The sequence below is a fragment of the Vibrio sp. SCSIO 43132 genome, from assembly GCF_019904195.1.
GTDB lineage: Bacteria > Pseudomonadota > Gammaproteobacteria > Enterobacterales > Vibrionaceae > Vibrio > Vibrio nigripulchritudo.
In genome coordinates this window covers 3047336-3066859 of sequence record NZ_CP063199.1, presented here as the reverse complement: position 1 = coordinate 3066859, position 19524 = coordinate 3047336, and the positions used below count along the sequence as shown (strand labels likewise).

The following is a 19524-nucleotide window of genomic DNA, read 5'->3' as shown; positions in this document are numbered from 1 at the left end:
GTGGTAGCTTAAAGACGTCTTATTTAAACAAAGCCATTTTGCGTTTGCAAAATGGCTTTGAGAAGAGCGTTCTAATTAGTGAAGTTGGTCCATAAGAGCAACTAGGTGGTCAACTGCTGCTTGAGCCTGTGGGCCTTCTGCAGAGATAGTAACAACTGTACCTTTAACTAGGCCTAGAGTTTGTAGCTTGAACAAGCTCTTAGCACTTGCACTTTTACCGTTAGAAGTCACTGTGATGTCAGCGTCAAAGCCTTTAGCTTCTTTAACAAACTGAGCAGCTGGACGAGTGTGTAGACCGTTTTCTGCAGTGATTTCTACTTGCTTCTGATACATGTGATATACCCCAATTGATTTATTTTTGTGTCTGTAGTCGGTAGCGTACAATCTATCATTAACAGTGCTAGTCCAACGTTAATGAAACGCTGACCCGATGTCAGTGTTTTCAACTCATTCTGCTCGCAGTCCTTGACTGCTGCAAAATCAGAGTGATTCTTTACTAATGCGCTTTTTATTTTGAAGCGAAAAATAAAACTGAGGTGATATTACCAAAGGTGAGGCAGGGATCAACAAAAAAGCCCCTATATGGGGCTTTTTTAGACTAAAAATTGATTTCAACACAGTTTTATTACGTGTTTATTGCTGGTTTTCTTTCTCAGTAAACAGACCTGCAAATAGTGCTGTACTTAGGTAACGTTCACCAGAGCTTGGTAGAACCGTTACAATTGTTTTACCAGCAAATTCAGGCAGTTCCGCAATGCGGTTTGCAGCAACTACTGCAGCGCCAGATGAGATACCGGCCAGGATACCTTCTTCTTCCATCAGACGGCGAGCCATTTCGATTGCATCTTCAGAGGAAACAGACTCAACACGGTCAATAAGTTCTAAATCAAGGTTACCAGGGATGAAACCTGCACCGATACCCTGAATTTTGTGTGGAGATGGTTGAATTTCTTCACCAGCCAGAGCTTGAGCGATAACAGGCGATTCTGTTGGCTCAACAGCTACGGTTGTGATTGCTTTGCCTTTTTCGCCTTTAATGTAGCGGCTTGTACCTGTTAGCGTACCACCTGTACCTACACCTGAAACGAACACGTCAACTTCACCGTCTGTCGCATCCCAAATTTCAGGACCTGTCGTTTTCTCGTGGATCGCTGGGTTAGCTGGGTTGTTGAATTGTTGTAGAAGCAGGTATTTTTCTGGGTTGCTTGCAACAATCTCTTCTGCTTTAGCGATAGCACCTTTCATGCCTTTTGCTGCTTCAGTCAATTCTAGGTTTGCACCCAGAGCTTTAAGAAGCTTACGACGCTCAAGGCTCATTGACTCAGGCATAGTAAGAGTAAGCTTGTAACCACGAGCTGCGGCTACGAATGCAAGTGCAACACCAGTGTTACCACTTGTTGGTTCAACAAGCTCAACGCCTGGCTTAAGTGTACCTGCTTTCTCGGCTTCCCAGATCATGTTCGCACCGATACGACATTTAACGCTAAAGCTAGGGTTACGTGCTTCTACTTTAGCCAGTACGTTACCTTTACTTACGCGGTTCAGACGAACAAGTGGAGTGTTACCAATAGCTTGCGAGTTATCTTCGTAGATTTTGCTCATGTTGATGTTCCTTCATTACACGGTAGAGGGTGCACAATGCACTCTGTGTTATTACTGATTAAGCATAAAGTGCTAATAAACAACCGAAAAAGAATAAATGGTTATAACTTATAGGGTGTAATGAAGAGCTTTAATAGTGTGAACTGAGTGGTTTTTCTATTGTGATAAGCAACCAGTATTGTACAAAAAAGGCGAGTCTTACATTAGTAATGACTCGCCTAATCCTTATCTCACATATTGTAATCGATATTTGTCCACCCACATGGCGGTTGCGCCACACACGGCCACGGGCATCACAAACAAATTCAATATTGGGATCATGGTAAACAACGAAACCATAAACCCAAACCCATAAGAGGTGGACTGATTTTGTTTCAAATCATTTCTCATGTCCTGAAATGTGACTTTGTGATTGTCAAAAGGGTAGTCGCAGTACTGAATGGCAAGCATCCAAGCTGAAAACAGGAACCAGAGTACCGGACCTACTGTCTGACCCAGTGCGGGAATCAACAATAAAATAAAGAGCCCAAGTGCTTTTGGAAGATAGTACATCAGCTTGCGCCATTCGCGACCTAGGATTCTTGGTACGTCTTTCAGTAAAGACATTACAGACTGATCACTAAGCGTCTTGCCTGTAAGCTTGGCTTCGAGCTGCTCAGCCAGAAGCCCGTTAAATGGGGCCGCCACAAAATTGGCTATGGTGCTGAAAAGATAAGTAAACGTAGCCAGTATAGCGAGTGCTACTAAGGGCCAAAGAAGATAAGAAAGCCATGACAGCATATCAGGCAGGTAGCCAAGCCATGCGTCTATCCATTGATTGAGATTAGAGAAAAGAAAATAGATGGCTCCGCCAATCAGCAGAATATTGACGAGTAATGGCAGGATAACAAATCGTCTGATGCCGGGCTGAAATGCCAGCTCAATGCCATGAAAAAAGTATCCTATGCCACTGCGGTGGTGTGTTGTCATAAAAATGTTCTTCCTAGATTGCTCTATTCGCGATTCTAACGTAGACATAACAGTATACCCAAGATATGAACGCTTCCTGAATCGAAAGGCATTTCATCTCTTAAAGGTAAAATTAAAGAAAAAGCGTGCAGAAGGTCACGCGATGTTCAACGACGTCTCCATATATTTATTCAAATTTCTCAGAGACTTTTGGTAAAGTAACACACATATACGATAAATAGACTGCCACTTGAATGTTTTTTCAGCGATGCAGTGAACAGAGAGTAAAAAATGCAGGAATTGCGACTAGTACTTATCATCGTAGGCTTACTTGCTATTGCCGCTTTGCTATTCCACGGGTTGTGGACCAGTAAAAAAGAAGGAAAAGCCAAATTTGGTAACAAACCTCACCGTAAGCTGGAAAGCTCTGAGGAAGAAGAACAAGATTATACCGCTACTCGCGCGTTTGCTCCTGAAGATGATTTCGAAATTATCCGCAAAACCCGAAAAGAACCTGAGTTTGCTGACAATACTGAAAAAGAAGTACCTGCTTACGATCCACTGGTAGACAGTGAAGAACCATTACCTTCCTTTTCATCGATAGATGATGATTCTTCCAAGTCAAAAGAAAATGAACCCGTTGAAAGTGTTCTGGAGCCAGAAGCATTTGTTGCAGAGCCTAAAGAGACAGAACAAATCGCAGTAGATCAAACTACCGACTTCGAAAACGAAGAGCGCATTGAAGAGCCTGTTATCAATGAGCCAGAGCCCGAAGCTGAAAAAGAGATGGAAGTGCTAGTCCTTAATGTTCACTGCGCTGGCGATGATCCGTTTGTGGGCACTTCTTTGTTTGATAGCATGAAGCAAAATGGCTTGCTGTACGGTGAAATGGACATCTTCCATCGCCATGCGGATTTGTCTGGCACAGGTAAAGTACTGTTCAGTGTGGCAAATATGATGCAACCAGGAACACTTCAGCATGATGATCCGGACACCTTTACAACTCAGGGCATTTCTTTCTTCATGACGTTGCCATGTTTTGGCGAAGCAGACCAGAATTTCAAATTGATGTTGAAAACCGCGCAGCAGATAGCCGATGACTTAGGCGGAAATGTGCTGGATGATCAACGCAACCTCATGACGCCAGACAGGCTTGACGCGTACCGACAACAGATCCGCGATTTCAACGCTGGTTAATACAAGCAAATACAATATACTCAAGCTACCTCAAGATAGGCTCTCGCTGAACCTAGCATCTTGAGGCAACTTGAGTATATAGAATAAAATGATTAGGGCTCGCTTCGAGCCCTTTTTTCTAAGCACGATAGAGCACGTTATGAGTAAGAACATTGAGCAGCAATACGCTGAGTTGAAGCAGACCCTCCATCATCATGCCGTAAAATACTACGTCGAAGACAGCCCAGTGATTCCGGATGCCGAATACGACAGGTTAATGCGTCAGCTTTTGGAAATTGAAGAGCAAAACCCTGATTGGGTTACAGTCGACTCCCCAAGCCAGCGCGTTGGTGGCCCCGCACTTGATAGCTTTACGTCAGTCGCTCATGAGATTCCCATGCTCTCTCTGGATAATGCATTCAACGATGAAGAAATAGAAGGGTTCTATCGCCGAGCAACAGATAGAGCGCCAGGCACAGATATTCAAACGTTCAGTTGTGAACCTAAACTTGATGGGCTTGCAGTTAGCCTTCTTTATGAAAACGGTGTGTTAGTTCAGGCGGCAACCCGCGGAGATGGTGCCACTGGCGAAAACATTACCGAGAATGTCAGAACGATTAACGCTATTCCTTTGATTTTGCAGGGAGAAGGCTGGCCAACTCGCATTGAGGTGCGTGGTGAGGTCTTTATGCCTAAGGCGGGCTTCGACAAGATGAATGAAGAAGCGCTTAAGAAAGGTCTGAAGCCTTTTGTTAACCCGCGAAATGCAGCAGCGGGAAGCCTGCGTCAACTGGATTCAAAAATCACGGCTACAAGACCATTGAGCTTTTATGCGTACAGCGTGGGTGTTGTAGAAGGTGGCGAACTGTCCGATAGTCACTACGAGCGATTTCTGCAACTGAAGTCGTGGGGTTTGCCTATGTGCCCAGAGACGAAACAAGTCCAAGGACTAAAAGACGTCTTTGAGTACTACAAGGACATTCTTGAGAAACGAGATAGCCTACCGTATGAAATAGACGGTGTAGTCATAAAAATTGATGATATCGCTATTCAGGAACAGCTTGGTTTCGTCGCGAGAGCACCGCGTTGGGCGATTGCGTATAAATTCCCTGCACAAGAAGAAATTACCGTTCTGAATGACGTTGAATTCCAGGTTGGTCGTACCGGAGCCATCACGCCTGTTGCTAAACTTGAACCAGTATTTGTTGGTGGCGTTACCGTCAGCAATGCTTCTCTTCACAATGCCGATGAAATCGAACGACTAGGTGTAAAAATTGGTGACAGCGTCATTATTCGACGTGCTGGTGATGTGATTCCCCAGGTGACAGGAGTGATTCTGGACAGACGCCCAGATAACGCTGGCGAAATTGTATACCCGACGGCTTGCCCAGTCTGCGAATCAGACGTAGAGCGACTGGAAGGTGAAGCCGTTACTCGATGTACGGGAGGGCTAATTTGTCAGGCTCAGCGTAAAGAAGCACTCAAGCATTTTGTGTCCCGAAAAGCGCTCGATGTAGATGGGCTAGGCGAAAAAGTCATAGAGCAGCTAGTCGACCGTGAAATGGTGGAAACCCCAGCAGATCTTTTCAAACTTTCGGCGGGAGTCATTACCGTTTTGGATCGAATGGGCCCTAAATCTGCACAGAATGTGGTTGATGCGCTAAATAAATCAAAACAGACAACGCTTCCTAGATTTCTATACTCTCTTGGAATTCGAGAAGTTGGTGAAGCAACAGCAGCAAACTTAGCAAACCACTTTAAAACACTGGAAGCCATCCAAGAAGCAAGCAAAGAGCAGTTAATTGAAGTTAATGATGTTGGTGAAGTCGTCGCAAATCACATCAAACGTTTCTTCGAGGCAGAGAGTAATCTTGAGGTTGTTGAAAAACTTCGGGAATTTGGTGTCCATTGGGAAGATATCACACAACAATCCAGTGATAAGCCACAGCTACTGGAAGGAAAGACCGTTGTTATTACTGGCAGCTTCTCCAAGTTAAATCGAAATGAAGCTAAAGCTATGCTGCAAGAACTGGGAGCGAAGGTAACAGGAAGTGTGTCTAAGAAAACGGATATCTTATTCGCTGGCGAAGCTGCCGGTTCTAAGTTAGCTAAAGCTCAGGATCTCGGAGTCGAAGTCAAAGATGAAGAGGCTCTAATAGGGATCTTAGGTTTGTAATTTATTTAAAGTTATTTTGTTTAAAAGCGAGCTTGATAGCTCGCTTTTTTATTGCACTTTGAAACAAAGAATGTGTCATCAAGTTATCTTAATTATTTTAAATAGTTATATTTTATCTTGGTGTTATTTCTTCATGGAATGATTTTTAGGAAGTTTCTTTTTAATACCAAGGTCTTTTTATAATAATTCATAAAAAAATCGAAAGAAGTGCAACTAATTACCATATTATTTGTCTATAAAAATTATGTTGCACGCCATCTACACAAAGTTTGATTAATAGGCTTTTAACTCCTGTTAGGTAAAGATTTTTATAATAATTCTTGTCAAAAATAAAGATATCAATTGTCAGTGATCAATATTCCAAATTTGATTTTTAAAGCTATTGATATTTATCATTTTCGAGTCACTTCACTTTTTCATAATCGCAACTCTTCTTAACTTATTGATTTTTAATAGCTCTATCTTTATTTTTCAGCTCAAAATTAATAACTGTGATTCATATCATTAAGTTGAGAAAACTTTGCTCTCGTTCATATTTTTTTAGTTAAAAAATAAGTTCTCGTTGATGTTTTTCTTCGCGAAGATAGTCTTTGTCATGTGGATACACACTGTGTATGCAGGAATAAAAAGTGTGAACTCATTAGTTTTTGAATATCACACACAGGAAAGATGCTTTCTACCTTAGCGGCCAAATTGAGGTGGATAGCGGACAAAACAGCTATATCCATTTTAGGAGTTTTCCATGGAAAAGATCTTTAAGCGCACTCTTCTGGGTGCAGCAGTGGCTTCAATTGCACTATCTGGCTCTGCACTGGCTAAACCAGCAACTGAAACAGTTGATCTGTACGGTCAAATCGCTATCTCAGTTGCGCAAAATGCTGAAACAAAAGACGGTGTTGATAAACCAATTGTGATGGACAACGAATCACGTATCGGTGTTCGTGGTTCTGCAGACTGGGAACGTGGTCCAACAATCATCTGGCAATTAGAAGGTGGTAATGTTGATGATGATGGTTCGAACAGCGGTCTAGGTGTACGTGATACATACGGCGGCTTCGACTTTGGTGATTCTGGTAAAGTTCGCTTCGGTCGTGTTCTGACTCCACTATTCGAAGTTGTAGATGGATACACAGGTCAAAGCTCAGGTGGCGGTTTCAACGTAGGTAACACAGGTAACACTAACTACGATCGTCAATCAAACATGGTTCGTTACGATTCTGCAAACCTAGGTGGTTTCAGCTTTGCTCTTGGTGCAGGTCGTGGTGACGAGAAAATTGCTGGTTCAAACGTTTATTCTGCAAGTGGTCAGTTCACTACAGGTGTATTCACTGCAAAACTTGCTTTTGAAAACAACAAAGACCGTACTATCACTAAAGCAGATGATGCTAAGAGCATTGCTGAGGTTCGTGGTGATGCAAATGCAATGATTGCAGGTATCAACGTTGATCTAGAAGGCTTTGGTGTTCACGCAGCATACTTGACAGGTGAAGTTAAGCCTGAAGCTGGTAAAGCTGGCGGTGCATACGACAAAGCAACTCAAAGTGCTTACAAGTTTGGTGCATACTACACAGGTGTTGAGCACTGGACATTCAATCTGAACTTTGCTGCATCCACTGATGTCAAGCAAGACGGTGTTTCTCAGAAGAACAAAGACCAAGCAATTACTGGTCAGGCAATGTACAGCATTGATTCAAATGCAGTGGTATACGCTCGTCTAGTCCACCACACAGATAAAGTTGCTGGCGAGAGCAAGAGCGACTTGGGCTGGCGTCTAGGTATGGAATATTACTTCTAAGACCTAGCTACACTGCCTTTTTCAATTTGCCGACGTGCATGACACGTCGGCTTTTTTGCCAAATTTTTGGTGAGAATAAAAGTTGAAGATAAAACAAAAGCCACGATAAGTGGCTTTTGTTTTATCTGGAATTAGTATATTAATTCATATTTGAAATAGCCCAAGTTAGAAAAGCTTTTCTATCATCTTGAGACGCTTGATTAAACAATTGCTGTAGCGTTTCCAAGTCGGTAGTCGTCGCTTTTTTAGCAGAGACATTTTTCTTTTCTATTTTTACGGTATCAACTTCGATCGCTTTACCTGTATAGGCAGCAATACTAGCTGGCTCCGAACTTTCATTAAAGTTTTTTACTTCCTGAACCATGTCTGGCATGAAAGTAAAACCAACGTTGATTTGTCCTGTTTTTAAAGACTTAAGGTCACCATTTGAATCTTTCAGGTAAAATTTGGGATCTTTATTAAACCGTTCTCCTTGGCTTAATGTATTTATTCTTGGGATAGTCAGAGCAATTTCACTATCAAAACTTGTAAAAGTTGCCACTAAAGGCTGAGACTTAAATTTAGTGTTTTTACTACCAGCTTCAGTTACAACTTTTGCTACTCGAAACACAATCTGATTAGTCCCGTTAGGAATGGTTAGTGTTTCTTTATAATCAAAGCCAAAACTTGAGTAACCAATATCCTCTCCGTTGACGATCATAAGCTGAACATCTTTAGGTATCGAAATCTCAACATCAGCTAGTGATGCAAATGGAACCAGTGCTGAAGTGAGCAATAGCTTATGACTTAATTTCATAGTTCTCTCCCTGCAAAATGAGAAACAAGTCTACTATTCATTTTATTATTTGTTCCGCAAATAAAGTATTAAATAATCTCTGCTTTGCGATCTTACGCTCGTAGTAATTTGACGTTATATTAATAGCGAACATAATGTTGGACTGACTGATAATGAACATTTCTAAAGTTGCAGAGTTGACTGGTCTCACCGCCAAATCGATTCGATTTTATGAATCAAAGGAGATTACTTCTCCAGCACTTCGTAGTGCCAATGGATATCGGACTTATTCAGAAAAGCATATTGAAGAGTTACAGCTTGTGGCGCGAGCGAGAGCCGCTGGGTTTAACTTAGATGAGTGTAAGTCTCTACTGGAACTCGCCTTCAATCCTTCTCGTACCAGTGCTGAAGTAAAACAAAAAACACGCGAGAAACTGGCGGAAGTTGAAGCCAAAATTTCAGAGCTGACTTTAATGAAATCTCAGTTAGAAGCGTGGATTGAAGAATGCCCAGGGGATGAAGGGCAAGAATGCCCCATTATCGATAATTTGTGCGGACATAAAAAATAGGCTCATTAAGAGCCTATTTTTAGTTTGGATCCATCTTAATCCACAGCTTCGATGGTGAGGATTATGCCGTTTACTGAAGTGACTTTTACCGTGGTTCCTGCGGTGAGTGCTTTTTCGCTGACGGCAGACCAGGTTGTATCACCAACTCGAATTCGACATCTCCCTGCCTGAATATCCTCTTCGAGTCTAGTAATTTGACCAACAAGCTGTTTGTCTTTTTGATTTAGGTCGGTCGCTTTGTCATCAAGTACGTCTTTTTTGTGCTGATACCGCCACCAAAGCCAGGTAGTGACCAGAGAGAAAACCGCAAAGCAGACCCATTGCAACTCCCAGCTCATTGGCAGAAGGAGTTTTACGATACCCACTAAAATGGCGGAAATACCAATCCACAGTAGATACCCTGCGGTGCCTAATAGCTCGCCACATAAAAGCACCAACCCAAGGGCTATCCAGTGCCAGTGATTCATTTGGTCAAGCAGTTCAAACATATTACTTCTCTTTCGATTCTTTAAACATTTCGGCAATGCCAGCGACGGAGCCCATTAGACCCGTTGCTTCAAGTGGCAGCATGATTATCTTACCGTTTTCTGCCTGTCCAATCGACTTGATCGCTTCGGTATAACCCTGCGCGATAAAGTAGTTAACGGCTTGCATGTCCCCTTGAGCAATGGCATTAGATACCATCTCTGTTGCTCGAGCTTCCGCTTCCGCCGCGCGTTCCCTTGCTTCTGCCTGAAGAATGGCCGCTTGTTTGTCACCTTCCGCTTTTAAGATTTCAGCTTGTTTCTGACCTTCAGCTCGTAGGATCTCCGCTTGACGAACGCCTTCTGCCTCTAGCACTTCTGCACGCTTATTACGCTCTGCTTTCATTTGGGCATTCATTGCCGCAGTAAGATCTGAAGGAGGCTGCACATCTTTAATTTCGATACGGGTGACTTTAACTCCCCAAGGGTTAGTTGCTTCATCAACGATAGACAATAAGCGCGTATTGATCATGTCACGTTGGCTGAGCATTTCATCAAGTTCAAGAGAACCCAAAACAGTACGAATATTTGTCAGGGTAAGGTTTCGGATTGCGTGTTCCAGATCGTTCACTTCATATGCAGCTTTTGCCGCATCGACAACCTGAACAAAACAGACTGCGTCTATAGTGACGTTGGCGTTGTCCTTAGAAATGACTTCCTGTGCTGGAATATCCAGAACGCGTTCCATCATATTCACTCTGTGACCGATGGAATCAATGAAAGGGATAATGAGGTTTAAGCCTGGCTTAAGCGTTTGGGTATAGCGTCCAAAACGCTCTACTGTCCAATTGTTGCCCTGAGGAACGGTTTTAACGCCTGCAACGATAAATATGATGGCGACAAAAAGCAGTACGCCAATGGTGATGAGCATGTCGAGTTCCATGACTGTATCCTTAATGCATATTGGAGACTTCAGGATACAAGGAACTTCGTTAACAGGGTACTTAATTTATGAAAACGTGAGAGTTTTTGCGTTCCGCTTTGCACATATAAAAAGCAGCCCGTTTGGGCTGCCTTTGATGAGAAAAGGTTTAGTAAAGAAGAGAGTAAAGTTTACGGCGGTACTGACCCGCAAGTGAATGACCTTGCCCAAGAGCAGAAAGAATATCCATGAAGGATTTCTTTAAATCGCCATCAAGTGCATTCAAATCTTTTGATAAGAATTGCCACATAAGTTCAAGTGCTTCTTCATCTCTCCCCACCTGGTGATATTGAAGAGCCAAATCACTGGCAAACTGAATGTTCTCTGGCTCGTTTTGAAACTGGGCTTCCAAAGCTTGAATTTCCGGGCTATCGGCTGCCTGCTTCTGAAGGTCAAGCTTGGCTACCAGACTTTTGTAGTAGTTATCCTGATATTCCAAAGGAATAGCGGAAAGGAGTTGCTCAGCTGTTTCAAATTGATTGGTTTCAAGCAAACAGTCTACGGTTACTAATTTAACGTCACCGCGTTGTTTGAACTCGTCAGACAGTGTCGAAATTTCTGCAAGCGCTTCAGTGAATTGTTGAGCTTGAAGTTTTTCCTGAATGGATTTGAGCGCCAGTTCATCCTGACTTGGAAGGTGTTTCTCAAGCATAGACTTGATGGCTTCAATTGGTTGAGGACCTCCCAAACCGTCGGTAGGCTGACCATTCGCGAACAATGCAATCGTTGGTAGCGCCTGAACTCCAAACTGACTCGCAATCATTTGCTGCTCTTCACAGTTGATAGTCGCCAGAGTGAACGCACCTTGATACTGTGAAGCTAGTGTCTTCAATTCTGGAATGATTTGCACACTTTCCTGGCTCATTGGAGCCCAAAAATGGATCAGTACTGGAGTCTGCGCAGAGCCCTCAAGCACTTGACGAAAGTTCTGTTCATTGATTTCAACGGTAAATTCAGACGACATGGTCTTTCCTTATAAATGAGCACTGTCTATTAGGTAAGGGTAAACGAGAGAGAAATCAAGGGGAAATGCCACACAAGGTGGCATTCGTGTGAAAGCAAGCAAAGGTGTAAAGTCACAGAATTAGAATAATAAGCGCTACGCCTAAGCTCAGCCAGTTTAGCTGGTTTAGTGTCATTGTTTCCTCAACAGGTAACGCAAGGGCAAGTAAAAATAGGAATGTTTTCCAGCCTCAAGTGTATTGGAGGTTTGTTAACTTTTTATGACACTCATACGGCTTATTTATGAAGTTCGACTCATAGCAATAGCTTGAGACTTTCTAGTCTATGCCGCTTTGGATAAGATCTTGTCTAGCCATGTTGTCGGTAATATGCGTTTGAATACGGCAAAAACTTTGGTTGGTGTGGTGACTCGATAGCGAATCTTGGGTTTGTTGGCTTCTATCGCATGGATCAGTGGGGAAACGATAGATTCAGGAGGAAGAGTGAAAGCGTTACCTGACTTATCGTTGCCCAGTCGCTGAAGCTGCAGCTCGTATTCGGAGCGATGAACACTGGACTCTACGTTGATCCATTTTTGAAAATGTTTGAGTGCGTTGGCTCTGAACTGGGTTTCGATAGGTCCCGGTTCAATTAGAGATATGTGTATTCCACTGTTTGCCAGTTCAAGTCTGATCGTGTCTGTCCACCCTTCAAGTGCAAACTTCGAAGCATTGTAGGCACCCCGATACTTCATCGCTGCAAAGCCTAATACAGAACTGTTTTGAATGATGCGACCATAGCCTTGCGCTCTCATTAGCGGGAGGATCTGCTTCACCAGTTCATGCCAGCCAAATACATTGGTCTCAAACTGTTCTCTCAGAGCGTCGGTAGGCAAGTCTTCCAGCGCACCAGCTTGTCCGTAAGCGCCGTTATTAAACAGGGCATCTAGTTTTCCATCGGTAATGGCTAACGCTTCCTTCAATCCACTCGTGATGCTGTTGGTGTCACTGACATCCAGCAATACACAATTCAGCCCTTCTGAGCGAAGCCGAGCTACGTCTTCTTCGCGTCGGCAAGAGGCGACGACCAGATAGCCTTTCTTATTTAGTTCGTGAGCACATACGTAGCCAATACCTGTCGAACAGCCCGTGATCAGAATGGACTTTGTCATGAATTTTCCCTGTAAAAACCTAAACTTCAGGCAGTGTAACAGACCCTAATCCTGATGCTGAAGAATGTTTTTAAGCGCAGGTTCCAGCCGGGAAAAAGTGAAATTGAATCCAAGCTCGGTCAGGTGCTTTGGTTTGGCTCGAATGCTATCGAACAAGAGGGAAGACGCTTCACCAAGTGCCGCTTGCATTAACCATTTGGGTGTGAACAATACGTGCGGGCGGTTAAGCACCTTGGCGAGTGTCTTGCTGAACATCTGATTTTGAACGGGATGAGGAGCACATAGATTGAACGCCCCTCGGGCGTGCTCAGTCTCCAACAGGTACATAATGGCTCTTACCATGTCCTGAAGATGTATCCAGGGCATGTATTGTTTACCGCTGCCTATTGGACCGCCTAGCCCCAGCTTGTAAGGAGGCAACATTTTTCCAAGGGCACCGCCATGAGATCCTAATACGATCCCCGTTCGAAGAATACAGACTCGTGTAAGGTCAGAATCGGCTCTTTTAGCGATGGCTTCCCACTGAGCGCAAACTTGATGAGCGAACTGCTCCTGGTGGACGTGAAGGTTTTCATCAAAAGGGTGGGCTTGCTGATCGCCATAGTAACCGACAGCGGAACCGCTAATAAACACGTTTGGTGGCTGAGTGCTGGCGTGAATAAGGGAAACGATCTGCTCGGTTACGTTCCAGCGGCTGTCGCAGATAATTCGTTTCTGATCATCTGTCCAGCGTTTGTCGGCAATAGGTTCACCGGCGAGATTAATCACTGCATCGAAATCATTGAGATCAGAAAAAGAATCCAGTGAGGTGATGTACTCGATGTTACCGAAATCGGCATGGGTCAATGTGTTTCTGGCGGAATTTTCGCAACGAGTGAGAATAACAAGTTGATTACCAGCTAAGTGTTTAACGAGTTCCTTTCCAATAAAACCGGTTCCTCCGGTTAACAACACTTTCATATTATTCCTCATTGTCTTTTACCGTTGTTCATTATAGACGTTGGAGGTCGAGTTAGATCAGAGTGAAAGACTGAGTGGTCACGACCTGGGCAATTCGGATTATCGAGCAATACGTTGACAACAAATTTGTAAAATAATTCCCCCCAAGAATTGAACGATAGCGCTATTGTCACATTTTCTTACAACTTTATGTGCCATGCTGTATATATAAGCGATTGATGAACATGAAGCGTCGCTTGGGTATGTCGTTCATTGAACAGGAAAAACAATAAAAGCGCTTAATAGCGAGTTTCATCGAGCGACTCATTGCTGACCAGAAATCACAGGGGGTGGAATGTCAGCCATTCTTGCGCTAGCTAAGTCTATGCTTTCCAGTTTTAGAGATCTTATGCCGATAATACTGGTTATCGGATTCTTTCAGCTTGTTGTTCTACAAGAACCTCTTCCTAACTTACTCTCCATTCTTTTTGGCTTACTCCTTGTTGTTCTGGGTCTTACTTTTTTCATTTTTGGACTTGAAATGGGTTTGTTTCCTATCGGCGAGTCCATGGCACAAGCCTTTGCCAGAAAAGGAAGTGTCGTCTGGCTCATTATTTTTGCTTTCAGTTTAGGGTTTGGTACCACCATCGCAGAGCCCGCGTTAACGGCAGTCGCACAAGAAGCCTCAGAAGTTGCTGCGGAAGGGGGAGTCATCGAGCATACCGAAGAAGCAATGGAAAGCTACGCCGATGGCTTGAGATTAACCGTTGCTTTGTCTGTTGGAGTGGCGATTGTGATTGGTGTGATCCGAATCTTAAAAGGGTGGCCGATTCACATCATGATTATAGGTGGCTATCTGGGGATCGTGATACTGACTGGGTTCGCCCCAGATACCATTATCGGTATTGCCTATGATTCGGGCGGTGTTACAACCTCGACCATTACGGTGCCTCTGGTTACGGCTCTGGGCGTAGGTCTGGCTTCCGCGATTAAAGGACGAAATCCAATGATTGATGGTTTTGGTCTGATCGCATTTGCCTCGTTATTGCCAATGATGTTTGTGATGATCTACGGGATGGTGCTGTCATGATTAGCCCGTCTCTTTTTATTGATACCTTTGTTGGAACGGTTCGTGACGTGATTCCAATAGCGTCGATTATCTTTGGTTTTCAGTTTGCGGTGTTGCGTAAGCCAATCGTTAATTTGGGGAAAGTGGTTCTTGGATTTGTGTATGTTCTGCTCGGTTTATCGCTTTTCCTTATAGGTCTGGAACTGGCACTGTTTCCCCTTGGTGAAACCATGGCAACGCAGCTGACAGAGCCTGAATTTCTGCAAGAATTTAAAATATCGCTCGGTCAGTCTCTGGAATGGATAGATTATTACTGGGTGTATTTGTTTGCCTTCTTTATCGGCTTCAGTACCACAGTGGCGGAACCGTCACTGATCGCCGTTGCGATTAAAGCGAACCAGGTGTCTGGCGGTTCGATCAGCGTCAATGGATTACGATTTGCAGTCGCGCTTGGTGTCGCCGTGGGCATTTCACTTGGTAGTTATCGCATCGTGGTCGGAGACCCTATCCATTATTACATCATCAGCGGTTACATCGTGGTGGTGATTCAAACCTTTTTTGCTCCCAAACTCATAGTGCCTCTGGCGTACGATTCCGGTGGTGTAACGACATCAACCGTTACCGTTCCGTTAGTTACAGCTCTGGGGTTGGGATTGGCTTCCACAGTGCCGGGGAGAAACCCGGTTATCGATGGCTTTGGACTGATCGCGTTCGCCAGTTTATTTCCAATGATTTCTGTCATGGGTTACGCGCAGCTAACCCAATGGCTGAACCAGCGATCTTCGTCAAAGGAGAAAGAAAATGCGCTTTAAACTCATCATTGCTTTTGTTGAAGAAAGTAAAACGGATTTGGTTCTGGATGCCGCACGCAGTGCAGGAGCAACCGGAGCGACAGTAATCAACCACGCTCGTGGAGAAGGTCTCAATAAGAAAACAACCTTCTTAGGGCTGACGTTAGAAGTACAGAAAGACGTATTGCTGTTTGTGGTAGAAGAGCATCTGTCTCGCCATATTCTCGAAAAAATTGGTGAGGTAGGCGAATTTGATGAAGCATCAGGGCAGGGCATTGCGGTGCAAATTGATGTAGAAGACGCCGTGGGCGTAGCCCATCAAGTTGAAACTTTAACCAGAGTAGTAGAAGAAAAATTATGAGTATGCAGATGATGATACAGGTCAGAAATGTCATGTCAGACTCCTACGTAATTGTCGATGGTCTGACAACCGTTCAGGAAGCCATTCATTTGGCAAAAGAGCATCAGGTGAAAGCATTGCTGGTGGACAAACGTTACGAAGACGACGAATACGGCATTGTGCTTATGAATGATATTGCCAAAAGAGTACTGGCGCAGAACCGTTCTCCAGAGCGAACCAATATCTATGAAATCATGACCAAGCCCGCGCTTTCTGTGCAGCCCAATATGAACGTTAAATATTGTGCCCGACTGTTTGAGCGTTTCGGCATCAGCCGAGCTCCAGTGGTTGAGGACGGAAAAGTCATCGGCATGGTGAGTTACAACAACATAGTCATCAATGGCATGGCAAAAGACGTTTGAAATTTCTCAGGACTCGTTCCTCATTGGTGTGAAATCAAAGTACAAGTGGATAAGATTGGTGTAGAGTCCGAATCTTGCTCGACTTTTCATCTGATGAGGATCTTATGAGACTGTTTTTTGCTTCAGACTTACATGGCTGCGCGTATGCGACGAAGAAAGTGATTGAGGCTTTCCACCAATCGAGTTGCGAACACTTTCTATTGCTTGGTGACACCCTAAATCACGGACCACGAAATCCGGTTCCTGATGGCTATAACCCGCCAGAAGTGGCTGCAATGTTGAACGAGTTATCCGATAGAATCATTGCTGTCCGTGGCAATTGTGACAGTGAAGTGGATCAAATGCTTCTCAACTTTCCAACACTGTCTGATTACACATGGATATTGCTAGAAAATGGCAGACGTCTCTTCTTAACTCATGGTCACATCTACAATTCAAACAAGCGCCCTAACCTAAAGGCGGGGGATGTTATTTGTCACGGACACACTCATATTCCTGTCGCAGGTGAAGTGGACGGCGTGTTCATCTTTAATCCTGGAAGCACTACATTCCCTAGAGACGGGTATCAAGCCAGCTATGGGCTTTATGAAAATGGGCGATTTGTCGTTCAGAGTTTTTCTGGAGAGGTCATTGTCGCGGGAGAGATGTAAGCCCAGCACTCATATAAACTGACAGCCAGGCTTTATCCATTCAACAGACTTTAGGTTACTTAGAATCCGAATGACCCAGATCTCGCTCTGGGTCAATCACATCACGTACCTTCTGCTTGAGTACTTTTGCTTCCGGGAACCCACCATCGCGTTTTCTCTCCCAGATTAATGCACCATTACAGTGTATTTCGAAGCGTCCACCAGTATCAGGGTGCAAAGACACGGTTTCAATTTCTTCGCTGAACGTGTGAAGCAATTCTTGGCTTAGCCAGGCAGAGCGGAGCATCCAATTGCATTGGCGGCAATAGTAAATATCAATAATGGCTTTTTCCATAGAACCCTCTTACCAGGCAGAATAAATAAGTTTAATGCTCACCATAATGGTCAGCACTTCAAAAGCAATTTTTATAACAGAATTTGGTAAATGGTGGGTTGCAATTGCTCCAAGCCAGCCACCAAGAAAGGAGCTGACAAGTAGAATGGGCACCCAAGCCCAGTGAGGGTCGATGCCGACATTCACTATGGCTATCGCTCCCATGCCGTTCCAGAACAGCCCTACGCAAACCAGAGTAAGTGCAACCGCCTGTTTGTAACTGAAACCAAACCAGCGAACTAAGAACAGAGTAACTACCAAGCCAGAGCCGGCGGTCAGTGAACCATTGAAGATACCAAGCAGAAACAGTACAACACCACCGATAACCCATCCGAGAGAATCTCGGTGGCTGGGGTGTTCCTGCTGTCCTAGCTCTTTTTTGATTCGGGAATAGATACCCAGAGACAAGATAATAAAACCAAGTAATAACTCACCAATTTTTCCCGGTAAGATCAATACGACATAAGCCCCTGCAACCACTCCCAAGCAACCTGTGACAATAAGGTAGACCGCAAGCTTAAGATCAAACTGTTTGGCACGAAGGTGTGAAATTGCCGCTCCCAGCCCCATAGCGACCGTGGCGATTTTGTGTGTCGCGAGTGCTGTCTGAAAACTCAGCCCGAGAAAAATAAGCAAAGGGAACTGGAGTAACCCCGCACCTCCTCCAGCTATAGAAGAGAGGGTGCTTGCGATTAAGGAACCAATAAAGAGATAAGTGCTTTGAAGCCAGTCCATAGTCTTTCTGAAAAGAGGGAGGCAACCCTGCCTCCCTTTGTGTTGTTAGTGAGAATACAAAACGGTGGAGCCGTGATCCAAGCTGGTCATCAACAGCGCTTTTGCATTGATGATTTCAACTCGACGGCTTTGCTGAGCATCCATTTTGAAAATCTGGGTAATGACTTTGAGTTGCTTGTCGGTGAAGTCTGCTCCCTGATTGGATGAGATATCTTTAAACTCTTTGGGCTCAATCAAAAGGTAGTTATCACTCAATTCCCAGGCACCGTTTTCCGATACATTAATGGTCGACGAAGTATTTTTCTCGTGTGTTCCGGTGTAAAGGTTAATGCGTGATACCCGCAGATAAGTGCCGTTTGGCAGGTACTTTACATTCGAATCTATGGTCGCTTTTCTCAAAGGACCAATAACCTCATCCTGCTCAGAATCAGATTCAATGAAAAGACGAGTCACCATGCGCGACTGCCACTCACGTGAGGTCAGAACATTCTCAACTTTGGCGCTTGTCTGAGTGTAGAGCCATGCACTGGCGAGCGCTGACACAACCAGAAAAATTAACGCTCTTTTCAAGTTCTTCGTCATAGTCATTAGTTACATACCTGTGCAAAGTCTGGTTGAGTTGAGAAGAGCCGCAAAGTCACGTTTTCACTTGAGTAGTGAATAGAGTGGATGTAATTCAAAATGATCTGTCCATTTTGACCACCCGTCGCTATCACTTGAACAGGTGCGAGATCGCCTTCATGTTGCGACGCGTAGTGCTCGATACACTTCTCTATATTCGGCAGAGACTGCTGCATACTAGGGTGGTTTTCAGGCATGCGAACCGGAATTCCAGCGACTTCTGCAATAGTCGTGAATTTGGCTGGTTTTTGCTGAGAGCCTAAATAGGTTAAGAATGGCAGAGCAAATGCCAGAATGACGGCAAGCCAGACCCATTTGCTGTCTTTTGATGCAGGTTGTACCGGTTCAGATGGGATGGTGACAGCATCATCTTGAACTGGCGTGGTAACGGCTGAAGAGGACGGCTCTTTTTCTACCAACTCTTTAGTGTCTACAGCGGGTTCTGCTACTTCAGGAAGGTCGGCAATTTCTTCATTAGAGTTAGGTGTATTGCGTTCAACCGAAGAGATGAGTTGGTACCCACGCTTAGGGACGGTTTTTACAAACTGTGGAGATTTAGTGGAGTCTTTCAGCATCTTTCTGAGGGTAGAAATAGCCTGAGTCAGACTGGAGTCATCGACCTGAAATCCCTGGTCGCGCCAAACGAATTCGTGCAACTGCTGACGGGTGATCACCTCATTTGGGCGTTCCGACAACATAAGCAAAATACGGCTTTCATTACTTCCCAGACGAATAACTTCATTGTCGCTGTGCTGGTCTACTAACGAGTTGCTGTTAGGATCAAAAATAAACCGTTGCGCGAGAATGAATTTAGTACCGATATTAGTCATTATTGAAGCACTTAGTCTTGATTAGAGTTCTGTGAAACCGAAGGTGTGTGAGTGTGATTTAATTCACACTTTATCTTCTTTGAGAATTTTTACGCACCATAGAATAATCAAAAACGATCAAAAAAACATTGTTTTTATTTCTTTTGACCTTGAA

22 protein-coding genes are annotated in these 19524 nt (G+C 44.1%); 9 read left to right on the top strand and 13 right to left on the bottom strand.

Annotation, left to right across the window (positions count from 1 at the left end):
• Positions 1-75: 75 nt before the first annotated feature.
• From INR79_RS13660 to cysZ, 3 genes are all read right to left on the bottom strand, one after another.
• Positions 76-333, bottom strand: a complete 258-nt coding sequence (locus INR79_RS13660; protein WP_004401586.1) for an HPr family phosphocarrier protein — start codon at positions 331-333, stop codon at positions 76-78.
• A gap of 300 nt (positions 334-633) precedes the next feature.
• Complete coding sequence (gene cysK / locus INR79_RS13655) at positions 634-1602, bottom strand: cysteine synthase A (protein ID WP_004401587.1); 969 nt, start codon at positions 1600-1602, stop codon at positions 634-636.
• A gap of 225 nt (positions 1603-1827) precedes the next feature.
• The gene (gene cysZ / locus INR79_RS13650) at positions 1828-2571 is read right to left on the bottom strand and encodes a sulfate transporter CysZ (RefSeq protein WP_022610421.1); all 744 of its coding nucleotides are present in this window, start codon (positions 2569-2571) and stop codon (positions 1828-1830) included.
• A 270-nt stretch (positions 2572-2841) separates the two neighbouring features.
• Between cysZ and zipA the strand changes: the two genes are divergently transcribed.
• From zipA to INR79_RS13635, 3 genes are all read left to right on the top strand, one after another.
• Positions 2842-3747, top strand: coding sequence for a cell division protein ZipA (gene zipA, locus INR79_RS13645; RefSeq protein ID WP_223094698.1), 906 nt, complete (start codon positions 2842-2844; stop codon positions 3745-3747).
• A 139-nt stretch (positions 3748-3886) separates the two neighbouring features.
• The gene (ligA, locus tag INR79_RS13640; RefSeq protein ID WP_223094696.1) at positions 3887-5902 is read left to right on the top strand and encodes an NAD-dependent DNA ligase LigA; all 2016 of its coding nucleotides are present in this window, start codon (positions 3887-3889) and stop codon (positions 5900-5902) included.
• 742 nt (positions 5903-6644) lie between these two features.
• Complete coding sequence (locus INR79_RS13635; RefSeq protein ID WP_223094694.1) at positions 6645-7697, top strand: porin; 1053 nt, start codon at positions 6645-6647, stop codon at positions 7695-7697.
• A gap of 139 nt (positions 7698-7836) precedes the next feature.
• On the opposite strand, the gene INR79_RS13630 is transcribed toward INR79_RS13635, so the two are convergent.
• Complete coding sequence (locus INR79_RS13630; RefSeq protein WP_223094692.1) at positions 7837-8493, bottom strand: DUF2057 domain-containing protein; 657 nt, start codon at positions 8491-8493, stop codon at positions 7837-7839.
• 152 nt (positions 8494-8645) lie between these two features.
• Between INR79_RS13630 and cueR the strand changes: the two genes are divergently transcribed.
• On the top strand, positions 8646-9041 hold the full coding sequence (cueR, locus tag INR79_RS13625; RefSeq protein WP_022551361.1) for a Cu(I)-responsive transcriptional regulator: 396 nt from the start codon (positions 8646-8648) through the stop codon (positions 9039-9041).
• Positions 9042-9076: 35 nt separating this feature from the next.
• On the opposite strand, the gene INR79_RS13620 is transcribed toward cueR, so the two are convergent.
• The 5 genes from INR79_RS13620 to INR79_RS13600 form a co-directional block, all read right to left on the bottom strand.
• Positions 9077-9529, bottom strand: coding sequence for an NfeD family protein (locus INR79_RS13620; protein ID WP_022551360.1), 453 nt, complete (start codon positions 9527-9529; stop codon positions 9077-9079).
• 1 nt (position 9530) lies between these two features.
• Positions 9531-10448, bottom strand: coding sequence for an SPFH domain-containing protein (locus tag INR79_RS13615; RefSeq protein ID WP_022591377.1), 918 nt, complete (start codon positions 10446-10448; stop codon positions 9531-9533).
• A 148-nt stretch (positions 10449-10596) separates the two neighbouring features.
• The gene (locus INR79_RS13610; protein WP_223094690.1) at positions 10597-11451 is read right to left on the bottom strand and encodes a co-chaperone YbbN; all 855 of its coding nucleotides are present in this window, start codon (positions 11449-11451) and stop codon (positions 10597-10599) included.
• Between the two features lie 321 nt (positions 11452-11772).
• Complete coding sequence (locus tag INR79_RS13605) at positions 11773-12600, bottom strand: SDR family oxidoreductase (RefSeq protein ID WP_223094688.1); 828 nt, start codon at positions 12598-12600, stop codon at positions 11773-11775.
• Between the two features lie 45 nt (positions 12601-12645).
• Entirely contained in the window at positions 12646-13560 is a 915-nt protein-coding gene (locus INR79_RS13600) for a TIGR01777 family oxidoreductase (RefSeq protein WP_223094686.1), read from the bottom strand.
• Positions 13561-13894: 334 nt separating this feature from the next.
• Between INR79_RS13600 and INR79_RS13595 the strand changes: the two genes are divergently transcribed.
• The 5 genes from INR79_RS13595 to yfcE all read left to right on the top strand — a co-directional run bounded on the left by INR79_RS13595 (position 13895) and on the right by yfcE (position 16811).
• Positions 13895-14629 (top strand): DUF1538 domain-containing protein, encoded by a 735-nt coding sequence (locus tag INR79_RS13595; protein ID WP_223094684.1) that lies wholly within the window; start codon positions 13895-13897, stop codon positions 14627-14629.
• On the top strand, positions 14626-15420 hold the full coding sequence (locus INR79_RS13590) for a DUF1538 domain-containing protein (RefSeq protein WP_004400498.1): 795 nt from the start codon (positions 14626-14628) through the stop codon (positions 15418-15420). The genes INR79_RS13595 and INR79_RS13590 overlap by 4 nt, the downstream gene beginning before the upstream one ends.
• On the top strand, positions 15410-15760 hold the full coding sequence (locus INR79_RS13585; RefSeq protein ID WP_004400499.1) for a P-II family nitrogen regulator: 351 nt from the start codon (positions 15410-15412) through the stop codon (positions 15758-15760). Before INR79_RS13590 ends, INR79_RS13585 begins: the two co-directional genes overlap by 11 nt.
• On the top strand, positions 15757-16161 hold the full coding sequence (locus tag INR79_RS13580; protein WP_004400500.1) for a CBS domain-containing protein: 405 nt from the start codon (positions 15757-15759) through the stop codon (positions 16159-16161). Before INR79_RS13585 ends, INR79_RS13580 begins: the two co-directional genes overlap by 4 nt.
• A gap of 104 nt (positions 16162-16265) precedes the next feature.
• Positions 16266-16811: a phosphodiesterase gene (gene yfcE / locus INR79_RS13575; protein ID WP_223094682.1), complete on the top strand. Its 546-nt coding sequence runs from the start codon at positions 16266-16268 to the stop codon at positions 16809-16811.
• A gap of 55 nt (positions 16812-16866) precedes the next feature.
• Here the strand turns inward: yfcE and INR79_RS13570 are convergent, their stop codons facing one another.
• The 4 genes from INR79_RS13570 to INR79_RS13555 are packed head-to-tail and all read right to left on the bottom strand — an operon-like array spanning position 16867 to position 19370.
• A complete protein-coding gene (locus INR79_RS13570; RefSeq protein WP_004400507.1) occupies positions 16867-17145 on the bottom strand; it encodes a SelT/SelW/SelH family protein in 279 nt (92 codons plus the stop codon).
• A 9-nt stretch (positions 17146-17154) separates the two neighbouring features.
• Positions 17155-17919, bottom strand: a complete 765-nt coding sequence (locus INR79_RS13565; RefSeq protein WP_223094680.1) for a sulfite exporter TauE/SafE family protein — start codon at positions 17917-17919, stop codon at positions 17155-17157.
• Positions 17920-17964: 45 nt separating this feature from the next.
• Positions 17965-18507, bottom strand: coding sequence for a regulatory protein ToxS (locus tag INR79_RS13560; protein WP_004400509.1), 543 nt, complete (start codon positions 18505-18507; stop codon positions 17965-17967).
• Positions 18507-19370, bottom strand: a complete 864-nt coding sequence (locus INR79_RS13555; protein WP_004400510.1) for a transcriptional regulator — start codon at positions 19368-19370, stop codon at positions 18507-18509. The genes INR79_RS13560 and INR79_RS13555 overlap by 1 nt, the downstream gene beginning before the upstream one ends.
• Positions 19371-19524 lie beyond the last annotated feature (154 nt).